Genomic DNA, 18363 nt, shown 5'->3' with positions numbered 1-18363 from the left:
TTAATCCGGCGGCGCATCCAGCAAGCCTTGGCTCCAACCGGGGTCAGGGCTGAAACGTGCGCCGTGGTCTTCTTCCAGATCGCGTAGACGTTTGATGATCTCTTCAACCCCCCGCTGTGTGGCGTAGTGCAGCGGCCCGCCGGTAAACGGTGCGAAACCGGTAGCGAAGATCATCGCACCATCGAGCAACTCAGCATCGGTGATCACCTCCTCACGCAGGCAGGCCATGCAGGCATTGAGCATGGGCAGGATCAGACGATCGAGCGTGTCCTTGGGTGCCGGTTTGCGCGGGCTGCGCTTTTTCGGCTTGCCATCTTTCCAAGTATACAGCCCCTTACCGGTCTTGCGTCCCAGATGACCCTTTTCCACCTTGCTGCGCAGCCATTCCGGGGTTTCCGGTTGATGCGGGTTGACGCGCTCTCGGAGCATGTCGGCCACGTCCACACAGACATCCAGGCCGATCTGGTCGGCCAGTTCGATGGGGCCCATGGGCATGCCGAAATCGATAGCTACTTTATCAATGGCTTCGGCGGGCACGCCTTCGTCGAGCAGGCAGATGGCCTCGACCAGATAGGGCGTCAGTGCGCGGTTAACCAGAAACCCTGGGGCGCTGGCCAGCGGAACCGGCAACTTGCCGATCTGATCGACAAACTGTCGAGCGCGCCGAAAAATAGTGGCATTGACGACCGAATGATGAACCACCTCAACCAGTTGCATTTTCGCCACCGGATTGAAGAAATGAATCCCGACCAGACGCGTTGGGTCCGACAGCTCACCGCGCAGGTCCTCTAGAAGGATGCTTGAGGTATTAGTGGCGAGTATCGCGCCGGGTTTCAGGCGCGGTTCGATCGCAGTATGGATTTTCAGCTTCAGCTCGAGATCTTCCGGCACCGCTTCCAATACCAGATCAGCCTGTTCGACGCCGCTGTTATCCGGGTCAGGTATCAGCCGGTCGAGTACATCGCGGGTTTCGGCGTTGGACAGATGCTTGCTCTGGCATAGCTTTTCCGCATTGCCAATGGCCTTGGCGATGGATTCTGGCTGGGTGTCATGTAGGCTTACGCGCAGCCCCTGCAGCGCGCCCCAAGCGGCGATGTCGGCACCCATCGCGCCAGCGCCGATCACGTGCAGATGCTTGATCGCGTCGCTGGACAGGCTCTTCGACTTGCCCTGTTCCTTGAGTTTCTCGCGCAGAAAGAATACCCGGACCAGATTACGTGAGGCCGGGGTGTTCAACAGCTTGGCAAAGGACAGCAGCTCGGCGTGGAGCATGCTGCCGGGGTTGCCGGCGTGCTTTTCCCAGAGGCTGATCAGCGCCTCGGGTGCCGGGTAATGCTGCGCGGGTGCCTGCTTGGCAGCTTCGGCGCGCATGCGCCGGCCGACCAGCCGACGTACCCAGCCATACAGAAACGGCTGTGCGCGCCAATCACTGCGGCGCCGATGCAGTTTGCCATTGATGGCATCCTCGAGCGCCCCGGCCAGGTGGCGTTCTTCGACCAGACGATCAATCAAGCCCAAGCTCAGCGCCTTGCGGTCGTAAGTGTTCTTGCCGGTGAGCATCATCTGCATCGCATCCAGCGGCGGGATCAGCGCCGGTAGCCGTGCGGTGCCACCCAGGCCGGGATGCAGGCCAAGCAGAATTTCTGGCAGGCCGAAGCTGGCGCCAGGGATCGCCAGGCGATAATCGCAGCACAGCGCCAGCTCCAGGCCGCCGCCGAGTGCCGCGCCATGAATAACCGCAATGGTCGGGCAGGGCAGGTCGGCCAGTTGCTGGATAAGGATGTGCGCGTCGCTGAGTTTGTTGATCACATCACGCTCGTTGCGCAGCTGGCGGAACTCGCTGATATCGGCGCCGACGCAAAAGCTGCCGGGTTTGGCCGAACGGATCACCAGCGCACGGGGCATCTCGTCCTGCAGGCTTTCGATGACGTCACCCAGTTCGCGCAATACTTCCTCAGACAACACATTGGCGCTGGCGCCAGCCTTGTCTAGCAGCAGCCAGGCGACATCGCTGGCATCGCGGGCCAGGTGCCAGTGACTCCAGCGTTTGTGGATCGCCGAACGGTGCAGCAACTGGGTGGCGTTGCCGAAGGGGCCGAGCTCCATACGACGGTCATTCAATGCGCTGTAGACGGGTCCTGTCATGGTCTGGCTCCTAGACGGTTTCGATCAGCATGGCACCAGCTTGGCCACCACCGATGCATTCAGTGGCGATGCCGCGCTTGAGGCCGTTACGATGCAGCGCGTTGATCAGGTGCAGTACTATGCGATTACCGCTGGCGGCGACCGGATGGCCAAGGCTGATGCCGCCGCCATCGATGTTCAGGCGCTTGTGGTCGATACGCCCCAACGGCCGTTCCAGGCCCAATACGCGGCGGCTAAAGTCGGCATCATCCCAGGCCGCTTGACAAGCCAGAACCTGGGCGGCAAAAGCTTCGTTCAGTTCCCAGAGGTCGATATCCTGCATGCTGTAATGATGACGTTTGAGCAGGGCGGTGCCGGCGAGTACTGGGCCCAGACCCATTATTTCCGGATCGAGCGCAGCCCAGTGGCTATCAACAATGACCGCGCGTGGCTTGAGATTGTATTTCAGCACTGCCTGTTCGGAAGCCAGAATGACCCAGGAGGCGCCATCGGTGATCTGTGAGCTGTTGCCGGCAGTGACCTTGCCATAGGGTCGCTCGAACACCGGTTGGAGCTTGGCCAATGCGTCCAGGCTGTTGTCGGGCCGCACGCCGTCGTCGGCCTTGAGGATCTTGCCCTGGGGTGTGATGGCTGCTACCACCTCTTCATCCAGCCAACCCTGTTCCTGCGCGTGGGCGAGCCGCTGATGGCTACTCAGGGCGTACTCGTCGGCGCGCTCGCGGCTGATATTGAACAGATGGGCTAGCACTTCGGCGGTCTGGCCCATGTTCAGTTCCACAATCGGATCGGTCAGACCCTTGACCAGGCCAACCTCAGGCTTCAGGAAGCCTGGACTGAATCGCAGCAAGGTGGCCAGTTTAGCCGGCAGATTGCTGGCGCTCTGCAGTTGCGTGAACCATTTCGTCGCCGGTTGCGAAAACAGCAGTGGCGAGTGGCTTAGCGCTTCGGTGCCGCCGGCTAGAATCAGGTCGGCACTGCCGTTGCGAATGTACTGTGCCGCCGTGTCTATCGACTGCATACCCGAGCCGCAATTGATCTGTACGGTATAGGCCGGCATGGCTTCGCCCATGCCCAGGCGCAAAGCAGCAACGCGGGCCGGATTCATCTCTTGCGCTACGACATTGACGCAGCCGAGAATGACCTGATCGAAGTCCTGCGGCGCAAAGGGTTGGCGCAGCAACAGCGGGCGACCACATTGCACGGCCAGGTCCACCGGCGTAAACGGGCCGCGGCGGCTCCCGGCCTTCAGGAAAGGCGTCCGTGCGCCGTCGACGATATAAACGGGCTGCCCTGATGCAGACGGCGTTAGCTCAGTGGCCATGACTTCTATCCTTCTGTACGGTCCATTTATCATCTACCTCAGGCTGCGAGCAAGCGCGCAAGTTCCCTGGAAGCATTAGTCTAGACTAGGTGCGCATGCAACTTTCGGCAGCGCTGTCAGTCACGGTGACAATTGCTGACATTATGGCAGGTATAGTGAAGGCCGATACGGTTCGGCTCAGGAGGCAGCGTGGGGGATTGGGTTATTGAGGTGACAGAGTGGACGGTAGCTATTACCGAGCTGCTGGGATTGGGGGTCATTGCCTTGACGGCGCTCTATTCCATCGTGATAGCCGGCGTGCATGCGATTCAAGGCTATAACGCCGAGCGGGTCTTCCGTGAGGTGCGCCAGCGCCTGGGGCGCGGAATATTGCTTGGGCTGGAGTTTCTGATTGCCGCCGATATTATATTCACGGTGGCGATTGATCTGACCTTTGAATCGGTTGGGGTGCTGGCGTTGATCGTGCTGGTGCGCACCTTCCTGAGCTTTACTCTGGAAGTTGAACTGACCGGTAGTTGGCCCTGGCAACGCAAGAGCCATGCAAAGTCTGAACAGGACTAAAAGTGCTTGCCTTGAGCGCTGCGTCGCGTTCAGCATGACGGTATTGCACAGTTAACCCCATGCTTTCATCAGGTGCTTCATGTCTAATTCAGCTCCCCGGATAGTATCGATCAATGCTGCGCGCCGGCGAAGCATTGAAGTCGGCAGCAAAACCCTGCAAACCGGGCTCTTCAAACAGCCGCTGCACGGATCTGTGCTGATCGATGGCAACGGCTTGCCGGGTGACGAGATAGTCAACCGGCGCTTTCATGGCGGCCCGGATCAGGCTGTGTATCTGTATAGCCAGGAGGATATCAACTGGTGGGCAGAGCAGTTGCAGCGTGAAATTGAGCCCGGCTTTTTTGGCGAGAACCTGACCATCAGTCGTTGGTGGCCGGAGGTGCGGGTCGGTGATCGGCTGCAAGTCGGCGAGCTGTTGATGGAAATTACTGCGCCGCGAGTACCCTGTGCGGTGCTGGCCGCGCGGGTCGGCAACCCGGCCTTCGTCAAGCAGTTCGTCAAAGCTTGCCGGGGTGGGGCCTATGTCCGGGTGTTGCAGTCCGGGCCAGTGAGTGTTGGCGATAACCTTCAGGTCACGCCGGCGTTAGATGCCCACCCCACGGTTGATGAGATCTTCCGCTACTGGCATGGCAAAACGCCGAATGCGGATTTTTTGCGTCGCACGCTGGCTGCGCCGATAGCCATCCTCCTGCGCGAGGCGCTAGAGAAACGATTGCCGGAAGCCGAGGCCGCTACCGGGCAGTTGCCGGGGCTCTGAGAGCATGGCCTCCGAGACGTTCTACCATTGGCTGGCCAATGCGGTGCTGACGCTGCATCTGAGCCTGGTGGTGTTCGTCGTCCTGGGCCTGCTGCTGGTGATCGTCGGCAACCTGTGTCACTGGCGCTGGGTCAATAGTCTGTGGTTCAGAATGGCGCACCTGGCGACTATCGGGGTGGTGGTGGCCGAAGCCTGGCTGGGCGTCGTGTGCCCGCTGACTACGTTGGAAATGTGGCTGCGTAGCCAGGCGGGTACGGCGACTTATGCCGGCAGCTTTATCCAATACTGGTTCGAGCAACTGTTGTATTACGATGCGCCGGAATGGGTATTTATCATGGTCTACAGTGTCTTTGGTCTGCTGGTGCTGGTCAGTTGGTGGATCTTCCCGCCCCGTAGGCGGCGTTCGCTCTGAACCAGGCGCCAGCCTTGTTCAGGGGACTTCAAGAGGAGTAGCCGTTGAGCGGATTACCCGGTTTACCAGTGCTACTGCTGCTGGCGTACTTGCCCGTGGCCGCCTGCGCCGCAAACGATGCACAACAACATGATTGTGCCGAGGCCATCAGTACTCTGGCGATCAACCAATGTGCCCAGGCCCAAGTGCGGCAGGCGGAAGGGCAGATGGAGGTTTATTTGGCGGCAGCCAGTGAACGCTATGCAGAGGATCCGGAGGCGCTTACGGCGCTGCAGACTGCACAGCAAAGCTGGGTCTCGTTTCGTCAGGAGCATTGCGCCGCAGTCTATACATTATGGCGCGAGGGCAGTATTCGCGGGCTGATGCACAACCAATGCATGCTGCAACAGACCCGCCAGCGGTCGCATGACATCTGGCAGGTCTATCTGACGTACATGGATGGCAGTCCGTCGCTACTACCGGATCCCTTGGTCGAGGTTGCCGAGTAGCATACGCAGAGCGCTCCTGGAGGTTCTCAGTCAGTCGCGTTGCAATGCCAGCGCCACGCCTTGGCCACCACCGATGCACAGCGTAGCCAGACCTTTCTTCGCATCGCGACGGAGCATCTCGTGTAGCAGGGTCACCAGCACCCGGCAGCCGGAGGCGCCGATCGGATGGCCCAGCGCGATTGCGCCGCCGTTAACATTGACCTTGTTGGCATCCCATTGGAGTTCCTTGCCGACGGCCAGGGCCTGGGCAGCGAAGGCTTCGTTGGCTTCGATCAGATCAAGGTCGCTGATCTGCCAGCCGGCTTTGCTCAGGCAACGCTGGGTAGCGGATACCGGCGCGATGCCCATGATCGCGGGGTCTACGCCGGCGTTGGCATAGGCGGCGATCTTGGCCAGTACCGGCAGGCCCAGAGCTTTGGCTTTGTCGGCGCTCATCAGCATGACCGCAGCGGCGCCATCGTTCAGGCTTGAGGCGTTACCGGCGGTGACGCTGCCGTCCTTCTTGAACGCGCCGCGCAGCTTGCCGAGGGACTCGGCTGTGGTGCCGGCGCGCGGTTGTTCGTCTTTGTTGATCTGCAGGGCATCACCCTTGCGCTGGGCAACGCTGACCGGGGTGATTTCTGCATCAAAGTGGCCGGCTTCCTGGGCGGCGACGGCTTTCTGTTGGGAAGCTGCGGAGAAGACATCCTGCTCTTCACGACTGATCTGGTATTTAGCCACCAGATTTTCTGCGGTAACACCCATGTGATAGTCGTTGAACGCATCCCACAGGCCATCGTTGATCATGCTGTCGATCAGCTTGCCGTGGCCCATGCGCTGGCCGCTACGCGAGGTAGGTAACAGGTGGGGTGACAGACTCATGGATTCTTGGCCGCCGGCGATGATGATCTCGGCGTCGCCGCAGCGGATTGCCTGGGCACCCAGATGCAAGGCTTTAAGGCCTGAGCCGCAGACCTTGTTCAGATTCAACGCGGGGACGGAGAACGGCAGGCCGCCGTGGATAGCTGCCTGGCGGGCGGGGTTCTGGCCGCAGCCGGCGGTCAGCACCTGGCCGAGAATGACTTCGTCTACGCTGGCTGGGTCAATGCCAGTCTTTTCCAGCAAGGCGCGAATAACCGTGGCGCCCAGTTCGTGGGCGGGGACGGTGGCGAACTGCCCGGCGAAGCTGCCGATGGCGGTGCGGGTGGCGGCAACGATCACTACGTCTTGCATGAAAAAGCCCTCTATGCGGTTTCCCAAAGGGCAACAGCATAGAGGGCTGGTCAGGTCAGGACAAGGTGTCTCAGGCGCGATTCAATCGGTTCGTCACCAGTTCGTCGACTACCGCCGGATCAGCGAGCGTGGAGGTATCGCCAAGGGTATCCAGCTCATCGCAGGCAATCTTGCGCAATACACGCCGCATGATCTTGCCTGAGCGGGTCTTCGGCAGGCCTGGCGTCCATTGCACGAAATCGGGTTTGGCGAATGAGCCAACCTGTTCGGCAACGAATGCCTTGAGCTCCTTGACCAGCTCGTCGCTGGGGGTCACGCCGCGCATCGGCATCACATAGGCGTAAATGCATTGGCCTTTGATATCGTGCGGGCAACCTACTACCGCCGCTTCGGCAACCGAGTCATGCAGCACCAGAGCACTCTCGACCTCGGCAGTGCCGATACGGTGGCCAGACACGTTGAGCACGTCATCCACGCGGCCGGTGATCCAGTAGTAGCCATCCTCATCACGACGTGCACCGTCACCGGTGAAATACACGCCTTTGTAAGCGCTGAAGTAGGTGTCGATAAGGCGCTGGTGATCACCGTAGACGGAGCGGATCTGGCTCGGCCAGGAGCGCTTGATGATCAGGTTGCCGCTGGCGACGCCTTCCAGCTCGTTGCCTTCGGGGTCAACCAGCGCCGGTTCCACACCGAAGAATGGACGTGTGGCCGAACCGGGTTTTAGGTCCGTTGCGCCGGGCAGAGGAGTAATCATGATGGCGCCGGTTTCGGTCTGCCACCAGGTGTCTACAATGGGGCAGCGCATGTCGCCGACCACGTGGTAGTACCACTCCCAGGCTTCCGGGTTGATTGGCTCGCCAACGCTGCCGAGCAGCCGCAGGCTGGCGCGGGACGTTTTGGTGACCAGTTCGTTGCCCTGGGCCATCAGTGCGCGGATCGCGGTGGGCGCGGTATAGAAGATGTTGACCTTGTGCTTGTCGATGATCTCCCAGCAGCGCGAGGCGTCGGGATAGGTTGGCACGCCCTCGAACATCAGTGTGGTTGCACCGTTGCACAGTGGGCCATAAACAATATAGGAATGGCCGGTAATCCAGCCTACGTCCGCGGTGCACCAGTAGACCTCACCCTCGTGGTAGTCGAATACATAGTAATGGGTCATCGCCGAGCCGAGCAGGTAACCGCCGGTGGTGTGCATTACGCCCTTGGGTTTGCCGGTGGAACCCGAGGTGTAAAGAATGAACAACGGGTCTTCGCTGTCCATGGCCTCAGGCGCGCAGTCGGTGCTCACGGCGGCGCAGGCCTCGTGGTACCAGATATCACGATTTTCGGTCCATTCCACATCACCGCCCGTGCGTTTGACGGTGACCACGGTATGCACGTTGGGGCACTCTTTCAGGGCCTTTTCCACGTTCTGTTTGAGCGGCACGCGCTTGCCACCGCGAACGCCTTCATCGGCGGTGATCACCGCCTGGCAATCCGAATCATTGATGCGATCGCGCAGCGCGTCCGGTGAGAAGCCACCAAATACCACCGAATGCACCGCACCAATGCGTGAGCAAGCGAGCATTGCGTAGGCCGCTTCGGGGATCATCGGCATATACAGGCATACCCGGTCGCCTTTCTTCACGCCACGGGCGCGGAGCACGTTGGCCAGGCGGCAGACGTGCTCGTGCAGTTCACGATAGGTAATGTTCTTGGAATCGCTGGGGTCGTCGCCTTCCCAGATAAGCGCGGTTTGCTCAGCGCGCTTGTCCAGGTGGCGGTCGATGCAATTGACGCTGACATTCAGCTTGCCATCGATAAACCAAGCTGCTTCACCTTTGCTCATGTCGCTCTCATGGACCTTGGTCCAGGGCTTTTCCCAGGTCAAAAAGCGTTTGGCCTGCTCGGCCCAGAAGGTATCTGGCTCTTCCAGTGACTGCTTGTAAAGACGGTTATATCCCGCTTCGTCGAGGTGGGAGTCGACGCGGGCAGCGTCCGATACCTTATGGTTTTCAATCTTGTACATGGCTAAGGGTCCTCTTGTTTTTGTTCGGCATGGCCTGAATGTGTCTGCACCAAGCGTCGATCAATACGCCGGGCAATTCAATCCTTCTTTGGTCTGATAGCGGCGCAGGGCCCGTCAGCCGGACGTTTTGATGACGTCCGGTTGCAGAGTAAGTGCGCTGGGATGGGGCAGGGGATCAGTTGATGACGAAATGCAGGTTGTCGATCAGGCGGGTTTTGCCCAAGTAGGCGGCGGCCAGTACCACCATATCGGTGGTGTTGGCGGTTACCGGGTGGAGGCTGGTGGCGTCACGCAGGTCCAGATAGTCTGCGCGCAGTCCGGCTATTTCCAGCTGTTGGCGCGCTCGTTCGATGAGCGCCGCATAGTCGCGCTGCCCGCTTTGGATCTCACTGGCGATGGATTGCAGGGTTTTGTAGAGTACCGGGGCTGTCTGCCGCTCTGCCTCGCTCAGATAGCCATTGCGTGACGACAATGCCAGCCCGTCTTCGGCGCGGACGGTAGGCTCGCCCATGATCTGCACGGGCAGACACAGATCCTGAGCCATCTTGCGGATCACGGCCAATTGCTGAAAGTCCTTTTGGCCGAACACCGCTAGATCAGGCTGAACGATATTCAGCAACTTGCTGACGACCGTGGCGACGCCCTCGAAATGCCCAGGACGACTGGCGCCGCACAAGCCTTCGGAGACCACCGGGACGCTGATGCGGGTGTGCCCCTGCATCCCGTGCGGGTACATTTCATTTACGTTCGGCGCGAAGACCAGATGCGCGCCAGCGTCCAGCAGTTTGCGTTGATCGGCTTCCAATGTGCGTGGGTAGCTATCCAGATCTTCTCCGGCAGCGAATTGCAGCGGGTTGACGAAGATGCTGACTACGACGAAGTCGGTGCGTTGCCGGGCCTTTTCCACCAGGGCGATATGGCCGGCATGCAGGTTGCCCATAGTGGGCACCAGGCCAATGCGCTTGCCGTCCTGGCGGGCCCGGCTCAGGGCCGCGCGCAGTTGAGCAATGCTGTGCAGAGTGTTCATGTGCTCAGAACTCGTTTTCGGCTGCAGGGAACTCCACGCGCTTGACCGCATCGACGTAGGCGCGCAAAGCCGCCGGTACGTCTTGTTGATCGAGCATAAAGTTTTTAACAAAGCGTGGCTGGCGGTGGCCGCGGGTCAGGCCGAGCATGTCATGCACAACCAGTACCTGGCCATCGGTGCCACTGCCGGCGCCAATGCCGATCACCGGTACTGATACGGCCTGTGTGATGGCGTTGGCCAGGGTGCTGGGCACACATTCAAGCAGCAGCATGCTGGCTCCTGCAGCTTGCAGGGCCTGGGCATCCTCAAGCATGGCCTGGGCCTGGGCGTCGAGCCGGCCCTGTACCTTGTAGCCACCAAGCAGGTTGACCGCCTGCGGGGTCAAGCCCATGTGAGCGCAGACCGGCACGCCGTTGTTGGCCAGCGCCCGAATGGTGTCCGCTAGCCAGCCTGCGCCCTCTAGCTTGACCATGTGAGCACCGGCCTGCATCAGCACTGCGCTGCTGCGCAGGGCCTGCTCCACCGTGGCGTAGGACATGAAGGGCAGGTCGGCCATAATAAACGCGCCGCTATTGCCGCGCTTGACCGCACGGGTATGGTAGGCCATGTCGTCGACAGTCACAGGCAGCGTGCTGTCGTGACCCTGGAGAACCATGCCCAGCGAATCACCGACCAGGATGAGCTCTACGCCCGCTTCATTGATCAGCTTGGTAAAGGTGGCGTCATAGGACGTCAGACAGGTGATCTTTTCGCCGCTCTGCTTGAGCTTGTTCAGCGTTGTCAGGGTTACATCAGACATGGCAGATTCCACTGGTGCGGCCTCTTCGAGGCGTCGTGTATTGGGGCTCCGGCTGGATTGTGTCACAGCACGGACCTTTAAGACTCAAGGCTCCATCCACCTGGAAGTGAGTATAGCCTTGAAGCCTGTGTGTACGATTGCGAGTCATCTTTTACCCTTGTGCGGGCTGGTCGGCAAGGGGCGTTAACCCTTCTGCCGGGCATTTTTCCAGCCACGCCTGCAGTGCGGTGCCGTCAGGCAGGATCAGTTCAGGATCAAGCTCTGCCAGCGGATAGAGCACGAAGGCCCGCGCATGCATATGGTAGTGCGGCACTTCAAGCCGATCATGGTGAATATGCTGGTCACCGTACAGCAGTATGTCCAGATCCAGCGTACGCGGCCCCCAGCGTTCGGCCTTGCGCTGCCGGCCCTGGTTCAGCTCGATATCCTGCAGCGCATCGAGCAGTGCCAGCGCTGGAAGCTGGGTGTTCAGCAAGGCCACTGCGTTGATGTAGGGCGGCTGATCTTGCGGGCCCATGGGTGCGCTGCAATACAATCTCGAGCAGGCAACCAACTGGGTCTGCGGTAACGCAGCGAGAGCGGTGCAGGCGCGCTTGAGCTGATCGGCTGGGTCAGCTTGATTGCTGCCCAGTCCGATGTAGCATCGTACGCTCATGAGTCTGCGGCAGTCCTGGGTTTGCGCTTGCGCTTGTTGCGCGAGCGTTTGGGGCCGGAGGCCTTGTCACCCAGTTCGGCAATCATCTTGCGCCGCTGGTCGTCGCCGACATCCTGATAACGTGTCCACCACTGGCCCAGGCCGTCAGTCTCTTCGCCTGCGCTTTCACGTAGCAAGAGAAAGTCGTAGGCGGCCCGGAAGCGTGGGTGCTCCAGCAGCAAATCGGCACGTCGGCCGCTACGTCGTTCAAGCCTTGGCTGCATATCCCAGATCTCGCGCAGCGGTACGCTGAAGCGCTTGGGGATTGCGATATGCTGGCACTGTTCGGTGATCAGGTCCTGGGCCGCCTGCTGCTGGGCAGGGATAGTCGGCACGCCCTGATCTTCCAGCGCCTTGATGCGCGGGCCCAGTGCAGGCCACAACAGTGCGGCAAACAGAAACGCCGGGGTGACCGGACGGCCTTCGCGGATACGCTCATCGGTATTGGCCAGCGCCTGGCGAATCAGTGCCAGACTGTAGTCGGGGTTCTGTTCGATGGCTTCTTCGGTGTCCGGAAACAGCGGTTCGAATAGATAGTAGTAGTGCAGCAGGTCGAAGGTTTTTACGCCCTGACCGCTCATTAACAGCTTCAGAGACTCATCGAACAAGCGCGCTGGCGGGATATCGAAGAGCAAATCGGCCATGTCAGGAATCGGTGCGGCGGAATGTGGCTCGATCTCGAAATCCAGTTTGGCGGCAAAGCGCACTGCGCGCAGCATGCGCACAGGGTCTTCCTGGTAGCGCTGCTGTGGATCGCCTATCAGCCGCACCTGGCGCTCACGGATATCATGCATGCCGTTGGCATAGTCATGGATATGCCCACTGCTGACGTCGTAGTACAGGGCATTGATGGTGAAGTCGCGGCGCTGGGCATCGTCTTCAAAGCTACCGTATACATTGTCACGCAATAAACGGCCGGACTCGCTTTGGCGGGATTTTTCATCCCCTTGAGCCAGGCCGGTTTCGGCATCATCGGCATGGCTGGCACGGAAGGTGGCGACCTCGATGATTTCGCGTCCGAAATGCACGTGAACCAGCTTGAAACGCCGGCCGATCAGTCGCGCATTGCGAAAGGTTGCGCGCACCTGCTCCGGCGTTGCGCTGGTGGCCACGTCAAAGTCCTTTGGGGTCATATCCAGCAGCGAGTCGCGTACGCAGCCGCCGACAACGAAAGCCTGATAGCCTGCTTGCTGCAGCCGCTCGACCACGTTCACCGCGTTCTTGCTCATGCGCTCTCGGCGCAGAGTATGTTGACTGGCGGGAATGACCGAAGGCGTAGTACGCCTGTGGGCCGCACGGCCAAAGGGGGTAGGGAGTTTTTTCAACAGCTTGCGAATCATAGGGTCAGGCTTTCCACCGGCTTATTTCAGTCGCAGGTTCGTTGCGCTGAAAAAATAGCATTAATGTCAGGGAAAAATCACTGAAGAGCATATCGCTGGATGCAGCGTCTCTGCCTATGGCAGCCGATTGCCTGACTTGAATGAACGGCATTCTAGCCTGATTGAGGCAAAAATTGAATTATAAGCGGATATCAGTGTTGTAGAGGGGTGTTCGGAGGGGCAAATAGACGGAGAAATAAAGCTCAGGGGGAGTAGGCCACTCCCCCTAATGGTTTTATTATTTTTATTATTATCAAGAGCATTTGTTTTTGTTTGGCAGAGGCGACAGTGTCGCCCTGTGATCGACCCATCCCGGGTTATCCAAAAACAAACGGATTGCTTTGGAAGCTTATTATCCTACTCAGGCCTATCATTGGCATTGGACTGTCGGGTTGCTCAGGCAACTTTTATTCTTCTCTGTCCAATCGAACATCCTGTTCGCAGAGTGGAGACACATTCTCCAAAAGAATCAGTTTGCTACGACTCGCACGTTTTATTTTTATTGTGTGTGTAGTCAGATTTTATTTTTATTATGGTTGCTTGGTTTTTATTGTTGTTATGCCAGATATAAAGCATTTGCTGTGCCAACTTTGAAAATTCGTTTTAAAACAATTACTTATGATTTTATGTGTTTTTTGTCTCGTCGCGCTTGGCGGGATTCGTTACCTATCAACCCGATGAAGTGTTACGGGTCAGGTGGCGGGGGTAACAGTTGAGGTGAAGCGGCTGGGGGTAACAGGTAACACTTTTGTCTTTTTGAATCGCGTAGCGTCTGGCATGCGGTTTTGATGCCGCTGTGCGGCATCAGGAATTGGCGGTCTTCTTACGCGGAATACCTAGGCGCTGGCGCCGTTCCCAGAGGCATTTACGGCTGATCCCGAGCTTGTTGGCCAGTTCCGTTTCGGTCATGTGCTCCTGGTGCTCAAGAACGAAATGCTGAAAGTAATCCTCCAGCGACAGGTCCTCGGTGGGTTCGTTGCTCAGGCTGTCGCCGTGCTGCATGGTTTCCAGGGCATTGGCAGCCTGGGACGCGCGCTCATGCTCAAGGTCGAGTTCGATCCCCAGTAGATCGGGTGTAATGGCGTCTTCATCGCACAGAATGGCTGCCCGCTCCACGGCATTTTCCAGCTCGCGCACGTTGCCCGGCCAGGTATGCAGGCGGATTGCATTCATTGCATCCTGGGTGAAGTGCATGCCCTGCTGATGCATTTTGCTGCCCGCGCGCGTCAGCAGCGCCTGGGCAATCAGCATGACGTCCTCACCGCGTTCACGCAGCGGTGGCAGGCGTAATTCGATCACGTTCAAGCGGTAGAACAAGTCTTCGCGAAACAGACCTTGGCGTGCGAGGGTTTTAAGATCTCTATGGGTGGCCGCGACCAGGCGCACATTGACCTTGTGTGATTGTACTGAGCCAACGCGGCGAATTTCGCCTTCCTGCAATACCCGCAGCAGGCGTGCTTGTGCTTCCAGCGGCAGCTCGCCGATCTCGTCGAGAAACAGCGTGCCGCCGTCAGCGGCCTCAACCAGTCCGGTGCGGCCGGCGGTAGCGCCAGTGAACGCGCCCTTTTCATGGCCGAACAGTTCGGACTCAATCAGGGTTTCAGGGATGGCTGCGCAGTTGACCGAAATCATTGGCGCACTGGCGCGCCTGGAATTTTCGTGCAGCGCTCGGGCTACCAGCTCTTTGCCGGTCCCGGATTCGCCTTGAATGAGTACAGTGGAGTCAGTGGGTGCAACTTTATTGATCCGTTTGAACAGCGTCTGCATCGGCGCGCAGGTGCCGATGATTCCCATGGAATGGCCACTGCCGGTAGCTACCTGGGGTGTGTCTTTTGTTGCCGGGGTCTCAGAGGCTGAAGGTCCGCCGATACTCGGGGCCTGGGTGCGCCGTGCACGGCTGTCGCTGATGATACGGGCAACGGCCTGGAGCATTTCTTCGTGATCAAAAGGTTTGGCGATGTAGTCCACTGCGCCGAGCTTCATGGAGTCGACAGCCGAGCGTAGGCTGGCGTAGCTGGTCATGATCAACACTGGCGTATTGGGGGCCTTGCGGATCATTTCGGTGCCGGGCTCGCCGGGCAGACGTAAGTCACTGACGACCAGATCAAAGCTGTTCAGGTCGAAGCGCTCGACCGCTTCGCCGACCGAGCCGGCTTCGCTGACCTGATACTGGTGACGTTCCAGCAGGCGGCGCAGGGCCGAGCGGATAATCGTCTCGTCTTCAACAACCAGAATATGCGACATAATAACCTCATGCGGTGGGCGGTCCGGCCTTATTCAGGTCAGACGCTCGCACCGGTGCTCAAAACGCTGTAGCGCGGCAATGTAATGGTAAAACGAGTGCCGCGCTTGAGAGTAAGATCTGCCGGACTGTCCACGGTGATCTGCCCATAGTGCTCTTCGATAATCGAGTAGACCAGTGCCAAACCGAGCCCTGTTCCTGTCCCTGGTTGCTTGGTGGTGAAGAAGGGCTCGAACAATCGATCCATGATGGCTTTGTCAATACCACTGCCTTGGTCTTCTACCAGCAGCAGGACCTGATGTTCGTTTTGTTGGGTCGATACGGTGATGCGATCGCCGTTGCTACTGGCGTCGCGGGCATTACCCAACAGGTTGATCAATACCTGTACCAGCCGTTGGTTGTCACCGGCGGCAACATGGTCTGGATGGCACAGGTTAACATAAATCACTTCCGGGCCTTGTCGGTTGAGCGACAGTAGGTGGATCGCTTCATTGGTGCAGGCGGCCAGGTCGACTTCGTCGTTGGCGTTGTTATGACGGCTGCCGACATGCGCGAAATTGACCAACGACTGCACGATGCGTGAGATGCGGTGGGTTTGCTCGATCACCTGTTCAGCCATTTCCCGCGCTTCAGGTTGGTCAGACTCCTCTCGCAGATTTTGCGCCAGGCAGGCTATGCCGGTGACCGGATTGCCGATTTCGTGGGCCACACCTGCGGCCAGCCGACCAATAGAGGCAAGCCGTTCGGAGTGCATCAGCTCGTCCTCAAGCATGCGAGTTTCAGTCTGGTCCTCAATCAGCAGCACTAGGCCGCTGGAGGCATTGTTGCCGGGCTCGTCAATCGCGGCTTTGTGCAGGTTGAGCCATTGGGTGTGGCCGTTGCTGACGAGCTTTTGTTTATGCAGGTGCGCGGACTGATCGGCAACAAAGCGCTCAAGTAGTTCGTTCCATGGGTCAGGCAGATTGCCCAGGCGCGAGCCAACCACCGCCTCGGCGCTGATGCCGGTGAGGGCTTGCATGGCGCGGTTCCACATCAGAATTTCATTGTCCTTGGCCAGCGAGCAGACGCCCATCGGCAGATCCTGCAGTGTCTGCCGGTGGTAGCGGCGCAGCGCGTCGAGTTCCGCCGCCAGGCCGGTGAGCCGGGAGTGGTAATCCTCAAGCCGGTTCTCAATGAAATGAATGTCCTCGGTAACATAACCCTCGCGTGCCAGCTTGAAGGGCAGGAAGGTTTCGATAATGTCCTGCGCTACCGCTGGGCCCATCAGGCCGGACAGGTTGGCCTCAAGCCGGTCGCGCAGGCGGCGCAGGGCATAGGGGCGGCGTTCGTCGAAGGGTAGTTGTAGGTCGCGCAGCGCCTGCTCGACCTCTTGCTGTGCAGTTTTGTTGCCGAGCGGCTTGGCCAGTTGCTGGGCGAACTCCTGGGGTGAATTGGCCAGTAGCTCCATGCGCTGCGGGCGGCTGACGTTGTCCACTGAACAGGCTTCAGCGGCGCTGCGTTCCTCGATGGAGCGCTGCGTGAACAGCGATACCGAGGTAAACACGAAGATATTCGCCGCCAGCGAAGCAATGGCTGCCAGGTGCCAGGTATCGGCATTGAAACTGAGTGCCTGACCAAAGAGCTGCAGGCCGGTCAGCTCGGTAATCAATGGCAGCAGCAGGGTGATGGTCCACACCGCCATCCCGGCAATAAGCCCGCCGATGAAGCCGCGTCTATTGGCCTGCGGCCAGTACAGTACGGAGAGCGCGCCAGGCAGAAATTGCACGGTGGCGACGAAGGAGGCAATACCCAGGTTGGCTAGGTCCTGCTCGGCACCGAGCAGCCGATAAAAGCCGTAGCTGGCCATGATGATGGTGGCGATCAGGGTGCGTCGAGTCCAGAGCAGCCAGCGGTAAATATTGTTGTCGGCACTGGGCTGGTAGACCGGCAGTACCAGATGGTTAAGGACCATGCCGGATAGCGCCAGGGTGACCACAATGATCAGGCCGCTGGCGGCAGACAGGCCGCCGACAAAGGCGACCAGCGTCAGCCAGTTGGCGCCCGAAGCCATACCCAGGCCGAGGGTGAAGTACTCCGGATTGGTCGGTACGTTCAAATGCAGGCCGGCCCAGAGAATCGGCGGCACGGCCAGGCTGATCAGCAGCAGGAACAACGGCAACCCCCAACTGGCCACCGCCATCGAGCGGGGATTGATATTCTCGGTAAAGGCCATGTGATACATGTGGGGCATGACGATGGCGGCAGCAAAGAACACTAACAGCAGCGTGCGCCAAGGGCCTTCCTGCAGAGGCGTATGCAGGGTAGTGAGTGCCTGCTGATTGTTGGTCAGCCAGGACTCCAGCCCTTGGGGGCCGTCGAACACCACATAGAGTGCATAAAGCCCGACCATGCCAATCGCGATCAATTTGACCAGTGACTCGAAGGCGATGGCAATCACCAGGCCTTCGTGCTTTTCCCGGGTAGAAATGTGCCGGGCGCCGAACAGAATGGCGAACAGTGTGATCAGTACGCAAAAGCCCAGTGCCACGGTGTCCTGTCCGGTTTCCTGGGTCAGAATCTGCACCGAGTCGGCTACCGCTTGAATCTGCAGGGCCAATAGCGGTAACACACCAATCAGCATGAAGACGGTGGTCAGTGTGCCGGCCAGGGTGCTGCGAAAGCGGAAGGCAAACAGGTCGGCTAGCGAGGATAGTTGGTAGGTACGGGTAATGCGCAGAATGGGACTGAGCAGCACGGGCGCGAGCAGGAAGGCGCCGCAGATCCCCAGATAGTACGCAAGAAAACCATAGCCGTATTGATAGGCCAGGCCGACGGTGCCGTAGAACGCCCAGGCGCTGGCATAGACGCCCAGTGACAGGGTGTATACCGCTGGATGGCGCAACAATGCGCGCGGCAGCAGGCCTTTTTCAGTTACCCAGGCTACGCCAAACAGCGTCATCAAATAGAGGATGCTGATCAGCAGCAGGTGGCTTAATTCAAAGCTCGTCGGCATCTTTCGGGCTCTGCAGGAGGATACCGGCGATGATCAGAATCAGCCAGAGAACGTAGGGCCGGTACCAGGCACCCTGTGGCTCAATCCACCAGTCCATGATGGCCGGGGAGAACAGGTAGATGCCAATGACCAGCAGCAGAACCAGGCGGTAGATATACATGGGCTTCCATTGTGTCATGCCAGCAGTGCCGTGCCAGAAATGTCATGGCAACCTGGGCGGTGGCAACGGCGGCAACGAGTGCCGGCCATGTTGCCTTGGGTCGAGAAATAATGCACTAGGTTAATCAGCGCGGCAGCGGCTGCCAAGCGTGCCGAAGGCGGAA

At 59.2% G+C, this 18363-nt stretch carries 15 protein-coding genes; 4 read left to right on the top strand and 11 right to left on the bottom strand.

Annotated elements, in window-relative coordinates:
* Both K787_RS0119655 and K787_RS0119650 read right to left on the bottom strand, forming a co-directional pair.
* Positions 1-2145, bottom strand: coding sequence for a 3-hydroxyacyl-CoA dehydrogenase NAD-binding domain-containing protein (locus K787_RS0119655; RefSeq protein ID WP_022964523.1), 2145 nt, complete (start codon positions 2143-2145; stop codon positions 1-3).
* Positions 2146-2155: 10 nt separating this feature from the next.
* Positions 2156-3466: an acetyl-CoA C-acetyltransferase gene (locus K787_RS0119650; RefSeq protein ID WP_022964522.1), complete on the bottom strand. Its 1311-nt coding sequence runs from the start codon at positions 3464-3466 to the stop codon at positions 2156-2158.
* Between the two features lie 189 nt (positions 3467-3655).
* Here K787_RS0119650 and K787_RS0119645 point away from each other — a divergent pair, with 189 nt between their 5' ends.
* The 4 genes from K787_RS0119645 to K787_RS0119630 all read left to right on the top strand — a co-directional run bounded on the left by K787_RS0119645 (position 3656) and on the right by K787_RS0119630 (position 5684).
* Positions 3656-4027 carry a DUF1622 domain-containing protein gene (locus tag K787_RS0119645; protein ID WP_022964521.1) on the top strand — a complete coding sequence of 124 codons (372 nt, stop codon included), beginning with the start codon at positions 3656-3658 and terminating at the stop codon, positions 4025-4027.
* 79 nt (positions 4028-4106) lie between these two features.
* Complete coding sequence (locus tag K787_RS0119640; protein WP_022964520.1) at positions 4107-4784, top strand: MOSC domain-containing protein; 678 nt, start codon at positions 4107-4109, stop codon at positions 4782-4784.
* 4 nt (positions 4785-4788) lie between these two features.
* Positions 4789-5196, top strand: a complete 408-nt coding sequence (locus K787_RS0119635) for a DUF2784 domain-containing protein (protein ID WP_022964519.1) — start codon at positions 4789-4791, stop codon at positions 5194-5196.
* 44 nt (positions 5197-5240) lie between these two features.
* Complete coding sequence (locus K787_RS0119630; protein WP_084672210.1) at positions 5241-5684, top strand: lysozyme inhibitor LprI family protein; 444 nt, start codon at positions 5241-5243, stop codon at positions 5682-5684.
* Between the two features lie 30 nt (positions 5685-5714).
* Here K787_RS0119630 and K787_RS0119625 read toward each other — a convergent pair whose 3' ends face one another.
* From K787_RS0119625 to K787_RS25155, 9 genes are all read right to left on the bottom strand, one after another.
* The gene (locus K787_RS0119625) at positions 5715-6896 is read right to left on the bottom strand and encodes an acetyl-CoA C-acetyltransferase (protein WP_022964517.1); all 1182 of its coding nucleotides are present in this window, start codon (positions 6894-6896) and stop codon (positions 5715-5717) included.
* Positions 6897-6966: 70 nt separating this feature from the next.
* Positions 6967-8907, bottom strand: coding sequence for an acetate--CoA ligase (acs, locus tag K787_RS0119620; RefSeq protein ID WP_022964516.1), 1941 nt, complete (start codon positions 8905-8907; stop codon positions 6967-6969).
* A gap of 175 nt (positions 8908-9082) precedes the next feature.
* On the bottom strand, positions 9083-9934 hold the full coding sequence (gene panC, locus K787_RS0119615; RefSeq protein ID WP_022964515.1) for a pantoate--beta-alanine ligase: 852 nt from the start codon (positions 9932-9934) through the stop codon (positions 9083-9085).
* Between the two features lie 4 nt (positions 9935-9938).
* On the bottom strand, positions 9939-10733 hold the full coding sequence (gene panB, locus K787_RS0119610; RefSeq protein ID WP_028615131.1) for a 3-methyl-2-oxobutanoate hydroxymethyltransferase: 795 nt from the start codon (positions 10731-10733) through the stop codon (positions 9939-9941).
* Positions 10734-10884: 151 nt separating this feature from the next.
* Positions 10885-11388 (bottom strand): 2-amino-4-hydroxy-6-hydroxymethyldihydropteridine diphosphokinase, encoded by a 504-nt coding sequence (folK, locus tag K787_RS0119605; RefSeq protein WP_022964514.1) that lies wholly within the window; start codon positions 11386-11388, stop codon positions 10885-10887.
* On the bottom strand, positions 11385-12767 hold the full coding sequence (locus tag K787_RS0119600; RefSeq protein WP_022964513.1) for a polynucleotide adenylyltransferase PcnB: 1383 nt from the start codon (positions 12765-12767) through the stop codon (positions 11385-11387). The genes folK and K787_RS0119600 overlap by 4 nt, the downstream gene beginning before the upstream one ends.
* A gap of 843 nt (positions 12768-13610) precedes the next feature.
* A complete protein-coding gene (locus tag K787_RS0119595; RefSeq protein WP_022964512.1) occupies positions 13611-15050 on the bottom strand; it encodes a sigma-54-dependent transcriptional regulator in 1440 nt (479 codons plus the stop codon).
* Between the two features lie 38 nt (positions 15051-15088).
* A complete protein-coding gene (locus K787_RS0119590) occupies positions 15089-18040 on the bottom strand; it encodes a sensor histidine kinase (protein WP_022964511.1) in 2952 nt (983 codons plus the stop codon).
* Positions 18024-18218 carry a hypothetical protein gene (locus K787_RS25155; protein WP_169337545.1) on the bottom strand — a complete coding sequence of 65 codons (195 nt, stop codon included), beginning with the start codon at positions 18216-18218 and terminating at the stop codon, positions 18024-18026. Before K787_RS25155 ends, K787_RS0119590 begins: the two co-directional genes overlap by 17 nt.
* Positions 18219-18363 lie beyond the last annotated feature (145 nt).

This window comes from Halopseudomonas pelagia CL-AP6, assembly GCF_000410875.1.
In the GTDB taxonomy this organism is placed as follows: Bacteria; Pseudomonadota; Gammaproteobacteria; order Pseudomonadales; family Pseudomonadaceae; genus Halopseudomonas; species Halopseudomonas pelagia.
The sequence above is the reverse complement of the archived record's forward strand: the minus strand, read 5'-3'. Positions and strand labels throughout refer to the sequence as shown.